The organism is Lederbergia graminis (genome assembly GCF_042655485.1).
Taxonomy (GTDB): Bacteria; Bacillota; Bacilli; order Bacillales; family Bacillaceae_C; genus Lederbergia; species Lederbergia graminis.
The window spans coordinates 1-16,942 of record NZ_JBHSMC010000014.1 but is presented as its reverse complement, the minus strand read 5'-3'; the positions used below and the strand labels follow the sequence as shown (position 1 = coordinate 16,942).

Annotated in this window: 12 protein-coding genes; 4 read left to right on the top strand and 8 right to left on the bottom strand. The window is 37.6% G+C overall.

The window, feature by feature from the left end:
• Nucleotides 1-14: 14 nt before the first annotated feature.
• From treC to ACFPM4_RS10185, 8 genes are all read right to left on the bottom strand, one after another.
• Entirely contained in the window at nucleotides 15-1,697 is a 1,683-nt protein-coding gene (treC, locus tag ACFPM4_RS10220) for an alpha,alpha-phosphotrehalase (RefSeq protein WP_382351029.1), read from the bottom strand.
• Between the two features lie 111 nt (nucleotides 1,698-1,808).
• Complete coding sequence (gene treP / locus ACFPM4_RS10215) at nucleotides 1,809-3,245, bottom strand: PTS system trehalose-specific EIIBC component (protein WP_382351026.1); 1,437 nt, start codon at nucleotides 3,243-3,245, stop codon at nucleotides 1,809-1,811.
• Nucleotides 3,246-3,509: 264 nt separating this feature from the next.
• On the bottom strand, nucleotides 3,510-5,186 hold the full coding sequence (locus ACFPM4_RS10210; protein WP_382351023.1) for an ankyrin repeat domain-containing protein: 1,677 nt from the start codon (nucleotides 5,184-5,186) through the stop codon (nucleotides 3,510-3,512).
• A 130-nt stretch (nucleotides 5,187-5,316) separates the two neighbouring features.
• Complete coding sequence (locus tag ACFPM4_RS10205; protein WP_382352035.1) at nucleotides 5,317-6,186, bottom strand: AEC family transporter; 870 nt, start codon at nucleotides 6,184-6,186, stop codon at nucleotides 5,317-5,319.
• 179 nt (nucleotides 6,187-6,365) lie between these two features.
• Nucleotides 6,366-7,262: a glycine betaine ABC transporter substrate-binding protein gene (locus tag ACFPM4_RS10200; RefSeq protein ID WP_382351020.1), complete on the bottom strand. Its 897-nt coding sequence runs from the start codon at nucleotides 7,260-7,262 to the stop codon at nucleotides 6,366-6,368.
• Nucleotides 7,263-7,916 (bottom strand): ABC transporter permease, encoded by a 654-nt coding sequence (locus tag ACFPM4_RS10195; RefSeq protein WP_382351017.1) that lies wholly within the window; start codon nucleotides 7,914-7,916, stop codon nucleotides 7,263-7,265. It abuts the gene before it with no gap.
• Nucleotides 7,909-9,045: a betaine/proline/choline family ABC transporter ATP-binding protein gene (locus ACFPM4_RS10190; RefSeq protein WP_382351014.1), complete on the bottom strand. Its 1,137-nt coding sequence runs from the start codon at nucleotides 9,043-9,045 to the stop codon at nucleotides 7,909-7,911. Before ACFPM4_RS10190 ends, ACFPM4_RS10195 begins: the two co-directional genes overlap by 8 nt.
• A gap of 147 nt (nucleotides 9,046-9,192) precedes the next feature.
• Entirely contained in the window at nucleotides 9,193-11,256 is a 2,064-nt protein-coding gene (locus tag ACFPM4_RS10185; RefSeq protein ID WP_382351011.1) for a catalase, read from the bottom strand.
• A 141-nt stretch (nucleotides 11,257-11,397) separates the two neighbouring features.
• Here ACFPM4_RS10185 and ACFPM4_RS10180 point away from each other — a divergent pair, with 141 nt between their 5' ends.
• The 4 genes from ACFPM4_RS10180 (at nucleotide 11,398) to ACFPM4_RS10165 (ending at nucleotide 16,200) form a co-directional block, all read left to right on the top strand.
• Nucleotides 11,398-12,381 (top strand): aldo/keto reductase, encoded by a 984-nt coding sequence (locus ACFPM4_RS10180; RefSeq protein WP_382351008.1) that lies wholly within the window; start codon nucleotides 11,398-11,400, stop codon nucleotides 12,379-12,381.
• A 113-nt stretch (nucleotides 12,382-12,494) separates the two neighbouring features.
• Complete coding sequence (locus ACFPM4_RS10175) at nucleotides 12,495-14,552, top strand: catalase (protein ID WP_382351005.1); 2,058 nt, start codon at nucleotides 12,495-12,497, stop codon at nucleotides 14,550-14,552.
• A gap of 71 nt (nucleotides 14,553-14,623) precedes the next feature.
• Nucleotides 14,624-14,809, top strand: a complete 186-nt coding sequence (locus tag ACFPM4_RS10170; protein WP_144924403.1) for a hypothetical protein — start codon at nucleotides 14,624-14,626, stop codon at nucleotides 14,807-14,809.
• On the top strand, nucleotides 14,806-16,200 hold the full coding sequence (locus ACFPM4_RS10165) for an amidase (RefSeq protein ID WP_382351002.1): 1,395 nt from the start codon (nucleotides 14,806-14,808) through the stop codon (nucleotides 16,198-16,200). Before ACFPM4_RS10170 ends, ACFPM4_RS10165 begins: the two co-directional genes overlap by 4 nt.
• Nucleotides 16,201-16,942: the final 742 nt, after the last annotated feature.

Here is a 16,942-nt window from a genome sequence, read left to right as displayed (position 1 = left end):
CCTAAAAACTCCATCTATTTTTGTAAATAATATACGACTGACTCATATGGTCTTAGCAGAATCTCCTGAAACTCATTAGAGGAATCTTGATAGTTCGAAAGTAAAATTCTACTGCTATATTCACTAAAGTTATATTCTTTAGGAAGAGTAAACAATGTTTCTTTCGAATAGAAGTTATTTATGACTAACAATTTTTCGTCTTTATATTCTCGTATATAAGCAAAAATAGCATCATGGTTAGCTAAAATCAATTGATAACTTCCGTGAACAATAATATCGAATTCTTTTCTTAAATGATTTAGTTTTTGGTAATGATAAAAAATCGAATTTTTGTCCTGTAATGCAGCTTTAGCGTTAATCTCTTTATAATTGTTCGCTTCGCTAATCCATGGAGTTCCAGTTGTAAACCCTGCATGTTCGCTGTCATCCCATTGTACAGGCGTTCTAGAGTTGTCCCTTGATTTTTGTTGCAATATATCTATAATTTCTTCCTCTGACATACCTTCATCTTTCATAATCTGAAACATATTTAATGATTCAACATCACGGTAATCTGATATATGTTGGAAGTTTGGATTTGTCATGCCAAATTCTTCGCCTTGATATATATAAGGTGTTCCACGCATCATATGAATTGTTGTTGCCAGCATTTTTGCAGATTCACGATGATATTTCCCATCATCACCAAATCTAGAAACAACACGTGGCTGGTCATGATTACACCAAAACAGTGCATTCCATCCCCCACCATTTGTCATTTCCACTTGCCACTTCGAGAGTATTTCCTTTAATTGTAGGAAGTCAAAGTCCGCCTTCGTCCACTTTTCACCATTTGGATAATCAACCTTTAAATGATGAAAATTAAATGTCATACTCAATTCCTTGCGATCAGGGCGAGTGTACAGTATACAATGATCAATGGTGGTGGAAGACATTTCTCCAACAGTCATTATGTCATACTTAGAAAACACCTCTGTATTCATCTCATGCATAAATTCATGCACTCGTGGACCGTCCGTATAGAATTTACGACCATCACCTGGTGGTACAGAACCATCATCATCTAAGAAGCGCTGATCCTTGGAAATGAGATTGATAACATCGAGACGAAATCCATCTACACCTTTATCTAACCAGAATCTCATCATTTCATAAACCGAATTGCGAACTTCCTCATTCTCCCAATTCAAGTCTGCCTGAGTTACATCGAATAAGTGTAAATAATATTGTCCTGACTTCTGATCATATTCCCATGCAGAACCACCAAATTTCGACTGCCAATTAGTTGGAGGCTGTCCTGGTTGTCCATCTTTCCAAATGTAAAAGTCACGGTAACGACTGTTTTTGGAAGTTAGTGCATCTTGAAACCATTCATGTTCTGTAGAAGTGTGATTTACCACTATATCCATAATAATTTTCAGATTTCGTTTATGTGCTTCTGCCAATAATCGATCAAAATCTTCCATTGTTCCATATTCTTTATAAATTTGATAATAATCACTAATATCATAGCCATTATCGCGCTGTGGGGATTTATAAATTGGAGTTAACCACAATACATCGACACCCAGTTCCTGCAAATAATCAAGTTTTTCAATAATTCCTTGAATATCACCAGTACCACTTCCGGTCGTATCTTTAAAACTTTTTGGATATATTTGATATACTACTGCATTTTGCCACCATTGTTTCGTCATTTCAGAACACCTACCTGTAGTTATTTCTTGATGTATATGCAAATCATTAAATCATTCCATAAGATGAACAAAAGGGGACAAATAATTGTCCCCCTTTTGTATTACAGTGCCTTATTTAGCACGATTTCTTGTAAAAGCAACTTTTCCCATATTCATTTTCGAAAAGACTAACGTTAATAGGAAAGGTATTACAATTGCAACTACCATAGCAATTGCAAACATTGGCATATGCTTCGCCTGGATGGAGAGTATTCCTGGCAGTCCACCAACACCAATTGAATTTGCCATTACATTACTACCAACAGAAACAACTGCTGCTACTAAGGACCCTATCATTGCCGCCAAAAACGGGAATCCATACTTTAAGTTAATACCAAACATCGCTGGCTCTGTTACTCCTAAATAACAGGAAATCGCAGCTGGAATAGAAACTTGTTTCTCTTGCTCATTTCTTCTATTAATATAGATCATCGCAAGAACAGCTGACCCTTGAGCAATGTTAGATAAAGCAATCATTGGCCAGAGGTTAGTTCCTCCAAGTTCACTCATTAATTGAAGATCAATCGCATTAGTCATATGGTGTAAACCTGTTATAACTAGTGGAGCATAGGCAAATCCAAAAATAGCTGCAAACAACCAACCAAATCCAGATGTTAGTCCTGAATATACAATATCAGAAATCCAAGAACCTATTTCCCAACCAATTGGACCTAAAACAATATGTGCTAATAAAACAGTAGGAACTAGTGCAAAGAATGGAACGACAATCATCGATATTGCATTCGGAACAACTTTACGTAAATTTATTTCTAAGAAAGATAATAAAAGACCTGCTAATATCGCTGGGATAACTTGTGCTTGATATCCAATCATATCTACTTGTGCAAAGCCAAAGTCCCAAAATGGGATTGCATCCGCCTCAGCAACACCATAGGCATTAAGCAACTGTGGAGAAACGAGGGTTATCCCTAGAACAATTCCCAATATCGGAGTAGCTCCCATCTTCCTCGCAACAGCCCATGTTATCCCGACCGGTAAGAAGTGGAATATAGCCTCACCAATTAACCACAAGAAGTCATTTGTCCCTTTCCAAAACTGAGAAACTTCAACGAGCGTTTTTGTGCCACCGTCCAGCATCTCTATTTCGCCAATTACATTTCTAAAACCGAGAATTAAACCACCGACAACAAGTGCTGGAATAAGGGGAGTAAAAATATCTGCTAAATGAGATATTAATCTTTGCAAAGGATTCATATTTTGCTTTGCTGCTTCCTTCGCTTCATCTTTAGATGTATCATTAACGCCAGCAATTTTGGTGAACTCGTTATAAAACGAAGAAACATCATTTCCGACAATTACTTGGAATTGTCCTGCCTGTGTAAATGTTCCTTTCACGAGATTAATCTTTTCAATCTCTTCCACATCCGCTTTTTTCGGATCTTTTAAAACAAACCGCATTCTTGTTACACAGTGCGTTACAACGGAAATATTATCGCTACCGCCTACATGCTCGAGTAACTCTTTTGCTGGTTCGGTAAACTTACTCATATGTTTCTCCTCCTCATAGAAATTATCTTTCTACTCTAATATTATTCTTGTATATACAAGTTATGATTACGGTTTCATTCTATCTTGTATATACATGTGTGTCAATCAATTTATTTATGTAAAATTTACCATTACAAAGGCTATAATTTATCCATTTTATCAATACCCTTTATAAGGGAAACTATTCCTATAAATAATGAAAAAAGACCTCACATCATCACAATGTTGAGGTCTCTTTAAGATTTTATTTTTTTAATTGTAGCCTTATTCTTCTGCACCATGCTCTAAAAGTATTTTAAATACCTCTTTGCTTCCATCTGCTTTTGCCGGGACTTCTGCACCAGCATCTATTAATGCCTTCACTACAGCACCAAAATCACCATCCGCATTACTATGAATGGATCCATGGATAGCACTTCCCAACGCAGTACCTCCGTATCCATTTTTTTCTTCAACGGAGAACCCATATTCTAATAAGAGATTAACCATGTCGGCCATCCCTAACCATGTAGCATAATGAAGTGCTGTTCCTCCAAACATCTTTGTTTGTTTATCAAAACCATAATGTAGTAACATCCGTACTGTTTCTTTCATATTTAGCTGTGCAAACTCAATTAACATTTCCTTATCTGCTTGAGTTAAGTTCGATAGTAAGTTGGGATTCTCTTGGAAAATTAAATCTGCCTTCACTTTATCCTCGGTAGCGCAAGCACCTAAAAACTGATCTATTATATCAATTTCTACATTTGCCCCTTTTTCACGAAGTAATTCAGCCGCTTCTAAATATCCAAATCTAATTGCTATTGCATATGGAGTTTTATTGTCGGATCTTTCCGCATTAATATTAGCACCATATTCTATTATTAGTTTAATCGTTTTTATCGATCTTCTTCGATAAATCGCCCAATGGAGTGGAGTATTTCCATTTCCAATCGTAATATTTAAATCTACCCCATTCTCTAAAAACCACAAAATACCTTCTGGATCCTCATAATCTAGTTTATGAAAAAAGGCATTACCCCCATTGATATCAACTCCGTATTTGTAAAGCAAATCTAAAGACTTGATATTACGGAATTCAACTGCATGATAAAATGATTCTCCATCGTTTGGATTAGCTCCAGCTTCCAGAAGCAGTTCAGCAACTTCATCATTATTAGCAATTCCAATCACACCATATAATGCAGAGAATCGTTGCTCGAATGGTCCATTTACTATATAAAACGCGTTTGGATTAGCGCCAGCTTCCAGAAGAATTCTTGCAGTTTCAACAAAGCGATCACTATTCTCAATATCTCTTAAATAACTTGAATATGCTAAATAAAGAATTGGCTCCCATTGCTTCGGTCCCCCTTGTTGAATTGCTAATGAAGGATCTGTCTTCAACATAGAACGGACTGTATCTGCCTTTCCTAATACAACAGCTGAGTAAATATTCAAATCTTCTATTTCAGGGTTTGCAAGTAAAATAGTGTTTGCTTTATCTACTCTTCCTGATACTGCAGCTTCTAGAAATTCATTTAACCAATTGCGATTACTTTGCATCTCAATCACCCCTATAATATTTTGAATCTTTTCGAATAAATAATCCTTTTCTCCAAACTGAACAGCTCTTTCCGCCTCTTTAATGGCACTGATAGCTAATTGAGTATCTTGAAGTTTACCTTCTAACCATTCTCTTTGCATGCGTAGAAGGGACTCGACATCCACATCCTTCGCTGTAATGATGTGTTTAATTTGATCAAGTGAAAAGCCAATAAACTTTAAAGTAACTATTTGTTGAAGCTTGATAAAGTCTTCATCCGAATATAAACGGTGATCTGTTTCCGTACGATAAGATGGATGTAAAAGTCCGATTCGGTCATAGTATCTTAATGCCCGTTTTGTAACCCCTGCCTTTCTAGCAAATTCTCCAGTTCGATAATACTTAATTCTTCCCAAGAATTATTACCTCCTTTCCATCATGAAGCTCCGTCTAATTTGATTATAAGAGGTGACGTAAGGTTAACTTCAAGCCTTATTTACTTTCAAAAAAAAGAGCATGGACATTTATTTCCACACTCTACTAATTTCAAAATAAAATTCTAGCTAAGTAAATGACCATAGACACTGTTAAAGCACTTAAAATAGTCGAGAATAGTACGGTCTGTGCTGCAAAGTTAGGATGATTATTATATTCCTGTGCAATCACGGCACTATTCACGGAAGTGGGCATTGCTGATGCAATTAAGAGTGCTTGAGCTGTTATGCCATCAAAGCCAAAGGCATATATCATTCCTAATGCTGCTAGCGGCCCTATGATAAGTCGAATCAGTAAGCTTAAATAAACGGTTCCCATATTTTTGGTGAACTTGATTTGGGCAACTTGTGCACCTAACGTTAATAGAGCTATCGCAATCATTGCCTCTGCTATGTAATTTGCTGGCACCCATATGAATGTAGGGACAGGTACATTGAAAATATTTAAGATAATTCCTGATAATAATGCATATAAAACTGGCATTTTAAAGTAAGCAAGTGCTGCCTGTAGTTTCCCTATATTAATCGATTGAAGTGAAAAAATCCCATATGAAAATAGGAATATATTTTGCAGAGTTAGCATGATTACTTGAATAGACATTGCAAATGGATCACTTTTAAAAACAAGGTCATTCACGGGTACACCATAGTTACCAGAGTTAAAGAACATCACACTGTTGGAAAATGCCGTTTTTTCACCTCTATCGGATTTTCTAACTTTCGAAATAATAACTGCTAATAGATAAAGAATTATAATATATATAATGAAGAAGATTAATACCTTACCAAATAAACGAAAGGAGAAACTAGTACTGTACAACTTCACAAAAATAAAGCCTGGGACTAGGAAGTATATATTTAACTTTGCTAACGTTTGTACATTAAGTTGGAATTTCCGCTCCATCCAAAAACCAATCGCCATAATCACAAAAACCGGTAAAATTATATCTTTTAAAATAATAAATAGTTCCGTAGATGATCCCACCTTTACTTATTTAGTATATATATCGTTTTTTAATATTTTATCACATGGTCTCATACTAAGGTGTTTGTTTACAGTAATTAAAAACATGGGACTTTTAGTAGCCCCATGCTTTGCTGTTATTTTGCTTCGATTAATCCCGATTCTATAAGGAATTCTTGTGCAACTCGTTCAACCATCATGCCATCATTATCGACTTTTCCATTCATTATTTGCATTGCCTCTTCATCAATGGCTCCTTCTAGAAGTCCTAATATCTCTGCAAGCTCTGGATATTCATTAAGTATTTCTTCTCGTACAAGGGGAAGCGCATGGTACGGTGGAAAGTAAGATTTGTCATCTTCTAGTACACGCAAATCATATATTTGAAGCTGTCCATCCGTTGTGTATGAGTTAATCACATCTACTTCATTTGCACTAATAGAGCGATACATCATACCGTGGTCCATCCCCTTCACATCTTTGAATTCAATATCATATTCCTTCTGGAATCCTGGCATCCCATCTGGTCTATCAATAAACTCAAATACTGCTCCTAATACGAAATCCTGGGAATGTTTTGTGAAGTCGCTAAACGTTACAACACCAAGTTCTTCTGCTTTTTCCTCATCAAATGCAAGTGTATAAGTGTTGTTAAAACCAAATGGATCTAGTGCAACAATACCGTCTGTTTCAACAAGCTTTTTCGTAGTTTCTAACGTTTCATCCGCTGTTCCCGGATCTTCATGGTAATAAGTAACGACTATTGTTCCTGTATAGTCTGGGATTACATCGATATGTCCATTTGTCATTGCGTTCCAAACCACGTTTGAACCACCAAGATTCTCTTTATAAATTACTTCAATATCCAGTTTATCCTCTATTAATTGTCCCATGATTTGCGATAAAATAATACTTTCCGTATTGTTTCTAGAGCCAAGCCGGAGTGCATCTTTTTCGATGAAAATACATCCAGATAAAAGGCTTGTAATAATTAAAGTGTGAATTAGTAGAACAAATTTGTTTTTCGTCTTCATTTATTTCAATCCTTCCGGCGTTGTCCAGCGTTCAATAGAACTGAAGAACGTTTCAAGGATAATTGCTAGAAGTGTAGCTGGAATTGCACCAAGCAAAATCAATCCATCAATTCCACGAGTAATACCTAGGAAAATAAAGTCTCCTAGACCACCTGCCCCAATAAAGGCGGCGAGGGTGGCATTCCCCACATTAATGACAGCGGCAGTACGGATACCAGCCATAATAACAGGAATCGCGAGAGGGAGCTCCACTTTAAACAAGATTTGCATATTTGTCATCCCGACTCCTCTTGCAGCCTCAATTGTTGCACTATCCACATCTTTTATGCCGGTATAAGTGTTTCGCATTATAGGAAGTAAGGAATATAGAAATAGAGCAGCTATAGCGGTATTTACACCTATACCAAAAATGGGAATCATAAAACCAAGCAACGCTAAACTTGGTACAGTCTGCAGTACGCCTGTCCCACCAAGTACTATTGTCTTTAACCAAGGTACGCGCGTCACTACAATTCCAAGTGTAACTGCTAGAATAGTAGCTATTATCATGGAGAAGAATACGAGTTGAATATGAACAAACGTGGATTCAAGTACTTCTCCCCAACGTAACTGTGTTTGCTCAACGAGTTGTTGCCATATATTCATATTATTCATCTAGATTTTCCTCCATCTCTATCCACTTGCTAGACATCGCAGAGAGCAAGGAACCACGTGTGACAAGCCCCACAATTTTATGTTCTTTGTCAACAACAGGAATCATTCCATAAGGAACATCATCAATAAGGACAATCGCATCCTCAGCGGTTGCAGTATCCAGTAAGTATTGATTTACAGGTTCCATAATTTCATCAATTGTTTTGATCGTCTTCAGCTTTTTGATTAGGTCATATGCAGATACGATACCTAGCAACTTTTTTTCATCATCTTGAATAAAAAGATTAGTGATTTTACGTTGACGAATAAGTGAAATTGCTTTTTCCGGAGAACGATGCGGGAGAGATGTGACAATTGTTTCTGCCATTATCTCTGTGACTGGCATCAGGTTGGGGTTTTGAATAATGCGGTGTTTACCCGTAAATTCTTCCACAAATCCATGAGCTGGATCATGAAGTAATTTTTCTGGTGTGTCCAATTGAAGTATTTTACCATCTTTCATTATTGCGATGCGGTCACCCATTTTTAAAGCTTCATCAATATCATGCGTTACAAATACAATCGTCTTTTTAAGTTTTTTGTGTAATGTGATTAGTTCAGCTTGTAGCTGTTCGCGTGTAAGTGGATCTAAGGCACTGAATGGTTCATCCATTAAAATGATTTCCGGATTTGAAGCAAGTGCTCTTGCAATTCCGACTCGTTGTTGTTGTCCACCTGAGAGTTCTTTCGGATAACGATTCATATGAACTTCCGGATCAAGCCCAACCATTTCAAGTAATTCTATTACCCGTACTTTAATATCTTCTTTATCCCAACCTTTAAGCTGCGGGACAATCGCGATATTCTTTTCGATTGTGTAATGTGGGAATAAACCAATTTGCTGAATAACATAACCGATATTTCGTCTTAGTTCAGAAACCTTATAAGATTTGATGTCTTTACCACCTATTGTGATTGTTCCACTCGAATGAGGAATGATGCGGTTAATCATTTTCATTGTGGTTGATTTCCCTGAACCACTCGGCCCAATTAGTACTAGCAGTTCTCCTTTCTCGATTTCAAAGCTAAGAGACTTCACAGCTTGAAATCCATCATCATACTCTTTTGTTACATTTGCAAACTTAATCATATGTACCTCCTATTTTTTTAACGACTTTTATATTATAACATATTCTGAATTTTTATGCTTTTTTGACACTTTATGGTTGGTGATTACTGCTTATCTACGATAAAAAACCCTTTCCACAAAAGTGAAAAGAGCTTTCTAATGAAGGATTTACAGTACATTACGATTCCAAAATCGATGGGTAGAAATAGCATTTACAAATTTATTCACAAATTCGTTTAAATCATCCTCTAAAATCACACCAGCGCTTTTGCCAATATCATCACTATCCAACCAGCCCTTCCCATCATGACTCGCTCCAATCGGCTTATAGTGAGAAAATGCTTCGTATACAAAGTCACCTGCTTGCTTGTTAAACTTTCTGCTTTTACTACTTCCTCTTACAACATACACAGCATCAAACAGGACTGAATCTGTAGTTAAGAAGGTATGGTCTACCGTTATCTCTACTCCATCAAATCCTCTTATCTTCCCCAGTTGTTCACTAATTATTTCTGGTTGAACACCACTATTCTTCAATCCATCCAATATAGATACCACGTCTGCGCCGTTAAAACCTTCCGTTATGATTACAGCAACTTTTCGAGTATCGGGTTTAAATTTCGTATTTTCTTGGCTAAGGGCTGGAGATGATTTCGTTATGGTCGAACCTCCGCTCTTAGGTGGTTTTACGCCAATATTTTTCGCAATAACTCTCGCTAATTCTAGATTCACATGGGCGAACATATCGACAACCTGCTGTTTCACAGATTCACTCTGTACTTTACCAAGCTCAAAACTAAAGGCATCTATGATGTGATGCCTTTCGGGTTTACTCATACTGTTCCAAAATAATGTAGCCTGAGAGAAGTGATCTTTAAAGCTTTCACTTCTAGCCCGTACTTTCCGTCCTTCTACTTTCTCTTGGTAGTGTGCAAATCCGCCTTCACTCTCACTTACAGGGGCCGGTGTATTGCCAGCTAAGGAATTCCGATGATAACTTACTTTACCCACATTAATCGTTTGCCTATGATATCCTTCCCGTTGATTGTTATGAAAAGGGCATACTGGTCGATTAATCGGGATTTCATGAAAATTAGGGCCACCTAAACGAATGAGTTGAGTATCTGTGTAAGAGAACAGCCTCCCTTGTAACAACGGATCATTCGTAAAATCTATTCCTGGAACGACATGACCTGGATGGAAAGCAACTTGTTCTATTTCTGCAAAGGCATTATCCACATTGCGATTCAAGGTCATTTTTCCAATAATTTTTACTGGTACATCCTCTTCTGGCCATATCTTTGTTGCATCTAAAATATCAAAATCAAATTTGAATTCATCTGATTCATCGATAATTTGCACTCCTAGCTCAAATTCAGGATAATTCCCTTTTTCAATATTTTCCCATAAATCACGACGATGAAAGTCAGGATCCTTTCCGGAAATTATTTGTGCTTCATCCCATACAAGCGAATGGACTCCTAGCTTTGGTTTCCAATGAATTTTTACAAAGTGCGCTTTCCCTTGTTCATTCACATAACGAAACGTATGAACGCCGAAACCTTCCATCATCCGAAAGCTTCTTGGTATCGCTCGATCCGACATTAACCACATCGTCATATGTGCAGATTCTTGATTGTTTGCTACGAAATCCCAATACGTATCATGGGCTGATGACGCTTGAGGCATTTCGTTATGAGGCTCAGGTTTTATCGCATGAACAATATCAGGAAATTTGATTCCATCTTGAATAAAAAAGACGGGTATGTTGTTTGCAACTAAATCATAATTTCCTTCCTCCGTGTAAAACTTTGTTGCAAATCCCCGTACATCCCTTACAGTATCTGCCGATCCGCGTGACCCTACTACTGTTGAAAACCGCACAAATACAGGTGTTTTTTTCGTTGTGTCATTCAAAAATTTTGCTCTAGTGTAAGGTTTCATACTCTCATATAATTCGAACTCTCCATGAGCAGCAAAGCCCCGTGCATGGACAACACGTTCGGGAATACGTTCATGGTCAAAATGGGTCAATTTTTCCCGAAAGTGAAAGTCCTCCATCAAAGTAGGACCTCGCTCACCAGCTTTTAACGAAAATTCATCCTCGGACATTTTCAACCCTTGATTTGTCGTTAACGCCTTCCCTTTATCATCGACGCGAAATTGCTCTAATTGGTCATTTTTGCTATTACCATCTACATTACGCTTCTTGCTCACAATCCTTCCCCCCATTCGTTTAAAGATATGAAGGGAAATTATTTTTTATCCCGATCTCATATAGAAACTATCTATTACTATGAAAATTAAGAAAATAATCTTAATATAGAAGTAAGCGTTTTATTTTACTATTCAATCATAAAAGGGGATGGAATTATGCAATATCGTGATCTAGGAAAAACTGGGATAAAAGTAAGTGAAGTTAGTTTTGGTGCATGGGCAATCGGCGGTGACTGGGGAACGGTTCGCGATGATGATTCATTAAAGTCGATTCAGCATGCAATTGATCATGGAGTTAACTTCTTCGATACTGCTGATGTGTATGGAGGCGGTCATAGTGAGGAGTTATTAGGAAAAGCGACTAAAGGGTTAGAGGATGAAGTTTTTATTGCTACAAAGTTTTGTCGCCAAGGAGATATTCATAATCCTAATACATATTCATATGAATCTGTACGTGCTTATTGTGAAGCTAGCCTAAAACGTCTTAATCGCGATGCAATAGACTTATATCAAATTCATTGCCCAGCTACAGATATACTAAGAAGTGGCCAAGTGTTTGATGTTTTAGACCGATTACAAGCAGAAGGAAAAATAAGAAACTACGGTGTTAGTGTGGAGACAGTGGAAGAGGGCCTGATCTGTCTAGAACATCCGAATGTAAAAACGCTACAAGTAATTTTTAATATTTTTAGACAAAAACCTTTAAATGAACTCTTTCCAAAAGCATATGAAAATGGTGTTGGTATCCTTGCAAGAGTCCCACTTGCTAGTGGTTTATTAACAGGGAAATATACAGAAGATCATACGTTTGAAGAATCAGACCACCGTAATTTTAATGAGAATGGTGAGGCTTTTAATGTAGGTGAAACTTTTGCAGGACTAGGTTTTCAGAATGGAGTGAAATTAGCTGAACAAGTAAAGTGGATAGCTAATGAAAGGCCTTCCATGGCAAGTGCTGCACTTCGTTGGATACTCGACCAAAAAGAAGTATCCTGTGTTATTCCTGGGTTCAAAAATACAAAACAAATAGATAGTAACTTACAAGCATTGTCTACTAAACCTTTTACGAATGAGGAAAAAGAAAGATTAATAACCTTTTACTTAGAAAATGTTCAACATCTTATTCGTGGTCCATATTAAACATTAATTCAACACCTACTTTATTTCTATATCCTCTAAATTCATGAATAATTATTAAATTAACACGTATTATATCATGGAGGAAAAAATAGTAATGAAGGATAGGTGATTACATGGATGATAAAACACCAAGAAATAAAAAACCTGTTCCAACTGATAAAAAACAGCAACAATTAGACCAATATCGTATACAAAACACTGGAAAACCAATGACTACGAATGAAGGAATTAAAATTGCAAATGATGAGGAAATCTTAACAGCGGGTGTGCGTGGACCTGGGTTACTGCAGGATTACTGGTATTTTGAAAAAATGACACACTTCGTGAAAGAAGAACAACCAGAAAGGGTTGTACATGCTCGAGGGTATAGTGCTCATGGAGAATTTGAATGTTACCAGTCTATGAGCCATGTAACAAAAGCAGGATTCCTTCAAGAACCTGGGAAGAAGACTCCTTTAACCATTCGTTTTTCTACCGTACAAGGTCCTAGGGGCTCTTATGATACGGCGCGTGATCTACGCTGTCAAGGTGTAAAGTTTTATACAGAAGAGGGTAATTATGACTTAACAACTATTGATATGCCTGTGTTAATTAATAATGACCCGATGAAGTTTCCAGATATGATCCATGCGTATCAGGCGAAACAGGAAGATGATATTCCTACTGCTACTGGAGCACACGACAGATTTTGGGATTATGTAGCAAATAATCAGGAATCGATTCATATGGTCATGTGGGTAATGTCTGATCGAGGGATTGTAAGAAGTTACCGCATGATGGATTCATGGTCCATAAACACGTATTTATTTGTAAATGCAAAAGGTGTGGCTACCTTTGTTCGCTTTGTGTGGAAGGCAGTACTTGGAACGCATTCATTGCTGCAGGAAGAGGCCTTAAAGATTGGTGGATTAGACCCTGACTTTCACCGCCGTGACTTACGGGAGGCAATTGACAAAGGATTCTATCCTGAATATGAGTTAGGTGTTCAATTAATTCCTTTGGAAGATGAATTCAAATTTGATTTTGATATTCTCGACCCCGCAAAGTTTTGGCCGGAAGAACTTGTACCCGTTCAAATCATTGGTAAGATGACCTTAAACAGAAATATTGATAATTATCATACAGAATCTGAACAAGTAGCATTTAACCCTGCAAATGTTGTACCTGGAATAGATTTTTCCAATGACCCGGTATTACAAGGACGATTAATTGCATATCAGAGTGCGCAATACCACCGTATCGGTGTTAATCATCAGGAATTACCTATCAATAAATCACTTTGTCCATTCCATAACAATACGCGTCGTGGTCCAATGAGATATAGAATTGACGTTGATAAGGTAAATTACCATAATAATTCACTTGCAAATAATACCCCTTTCACGACTCCACCAGAAGAAGGTGGCTATGAGCATTATCCAAAGAAAGTGGAAGGTCATGTTATTCGTGCACGAAGTAAGTCGTTCTTCGATTTCTATACACAACCAAGGATTTTTTGGAATAGCTTGACACCGATTGAGAAGGAGCACACTATTGAAGGGTTTAGCTATCAGCTCGGTAGAGTGAAAAGCGCCTCTGTAAGACAGCAAAATGTTGAGTTGTTAGGAAATATTGATACGGAACTTGCAACCATTGTTGCTGAAAATATTGGAGTAAACCCTCCTTCAACTACTCCAGTATCTGTTGAAACAAAATATCCATCTCTTAGCCAATATAGTACACCTCGTTACGCACAAACGCTAAAAGTAGGGATTCTGGTTGGAAATGGATTTAATAGTAGAGAGGTAACGAGTGTCATTAATACTCTTAATCAAAATGGAGTATTTTACTGGATTATTAGTGAAACACTTGCTCCTGTTACAGGTGATGATGGTACTCAACTCAAGGTAGACCATACAATTCTAACAGCTAGCCCTTATTTAGTCGATGCACTTTATGTCGTTGGAGGGCAAGCAAAAAGACAACCGAAATTTAATACGGCTATTACAAACTTTGTACATGTGGCTTATAAGAATTATAAACCAATTGGTGTTGCATCAACTGGGCAATCCTTTATTCAGCCAACCGAAAAGAATAACTTAGCTGGTGTTGTTTTTGCTGCAAATAATGCTAATTTTGGAAGGGATTTTGTTTCTGCTATTGCCCAACAACGTTTCTGGAATAGGCAGTAATCAATATAATAGGGAAATAACAAATTGTTATTTCCCTATTAACTTATACTCTCATACTGGGAGGTATTGTAATGAACGATGATAGCTTTATCAAGCAAAAATTGTCTATGCAAGGTTTACCTATCCATGAAGCAGATATTCCCCATATTTATAACATTCTTTCTACTATTAACCACGCTAGTAGCAGTCTACATTTATTTCCACAGTTAAATAAAAAGGTTCCAATTACAATAGTAGATAAGAGGTTGATGCAATGACAGATCTTGCATTTTTAACTGCCTCTGAACTAGCTCCATTAATTAAGTCAAAGCAATTATCCCCCGTAGAACTGACGAAACATATGTTAAACCGCATCGATACAATTGATCCCACTATTAAATCTTATATTACACCTCTACATGACCTTGCTCTAAAACAAGCAAAAGCAGCAGAAAATAGTATTCTACATGGGAATTACAAAGGACCGCTCCACGGAATTCCAACTGGAATTAAGGATAATTACTATACAAAAGGAATACGAACAACAGATGGATCAAAGCTTTTTGCTAATTTCATTCCGAAAAAAACAGCCACAGCAGCCAAAAAACTATTAGCTGCTGGTACGATTATGTTAGGTAAGCTCAATATGCATGAACTTGCTCTAGGCTCTAGCGGGACAGATCTTACCTTTGGAACTACCCGGAATCCATGGAACACTTCTTACATGCCTGGAGGTTCCAGTGGTGGGAGCAGTGCCGCTCTAGCAGCTGGGCTTACTACTCTTGCAACAGGATCTGACACATTTGGTTCTATTCGTTTACCTGCTGCTATGTGTGGGATTTATGGATTAAAGCCCACATATGGACTTATAAGCACTTATGGAATGTTTCCTTCTGCGAGATCATTAGATCATGCTGGGCCAATGGCAAGATCTGTTTCTGATTTAGCATTGATGCTTAATGAGATGGCAGGATATGATCCAAATGATCCTGGAAGTCTTCGTGTACCTATTCCTAATTATGTTGAGAATTTGAATATAGGAATAAAAGGATTAAGAATTGGTATTCCTACGTACTATTTAGAAGGATTGGATCCCGAAGTTGAAAAGCTATTTGTTAATGCCCTTGCAACACTAAGAGGTCTAGGAGCGGAGGTTAGAGAAATTTCCATTCCAGAACTTACGATGGCTACCTTTGCAGGCTATAGTATTGTTACAGGAGAAGCCTCTTCCTTCCATTTCAATTGGCTACAAACTCGTCCTGAAGATTATGCAGCAGACAATCGTATATTTCTTTTAGCAGGTACTTTTACAACTGCGATTCAATATGACAAATCACAACAAGCACGAAGAATGATGGTAGAAGCATTTGACCTCGCCTTTAAGAATGTTGATATATTACTTGGTCCAACAATCCCGATTACTACACCTGCATTTTCACAGAATTGGGTGGAACAAAATTTAGATTTGATAAAACGCTGTATGCCTTTTACTGTTCCAGTTAATTTAACAGGGACACCAAGTCTTGCTGTACCAATGGGATTAGATCAAAGAGGTATGCCTGTCGGGATGCAATTTATCGGAAATCACCTTTCTGAACATCAGCTACTTCAAGTAGGGTATGCATGGGAACAAGTAAATCCTTTTCAGTTTCAAATAAAGACACAATAGCTACGAAAAGGGCTGGGACAGAGGTATATGGATGCAAATAAAAACCGAACTATAACTTGTTTCAAAACAAGATAGTTCGGTCACCTTTTCAATTACAAAAATTTTATAGTTACCAGCGGAGGAAATACACGGAGACTCCTGCCATGGAAATAAAGCTTTAAAAAGTTAGCTCTGTTAAACTCTGTTGTGATTTTCGCTCCTGTACACTCGCTTTCCGCGGGCACGGCCTCAGCTAACTTGGCAAAGAAAACCGCTTTGCCAAGTGGATCTTCGGCTCGTGCTGTTCCCGCAGGAGTCTCGAGTACATCCGCTACAATCAACTAAGTTGTTAACAACAATGAACTTTAACAGAGCCAAAAAGTTAAATCTAGCTTATACATGCATCGTATAGACCTACCCTAGCACATTTCCATTCCCTGTGGTGTATTTTTGGATTCATGGTTGACTGCGGGAATAAAGGCCTCGATGAGACCCCGCAGACAGAAAAGCGAAGGCGGCTGATCAGCGGCCTACGAACGGGAGCCAATCTTGTACTGAGATAAAGGAAACACGGCGAGGGAACGAGCCGATGTTGACTTATCGTAGGGAAAGGATTGGATCGTTCGCTAGCCGCTAGGAGCCTAAGCTAGACAGGCGATTAGCGCCGAGTTATCATGAACGAAACTAGCTCCTTACTCGTAAATTCGTAGGTTATTTTGGTAAGAATGTTTAGTGGTTAAATAAACAAAAACCAAATCAGAGC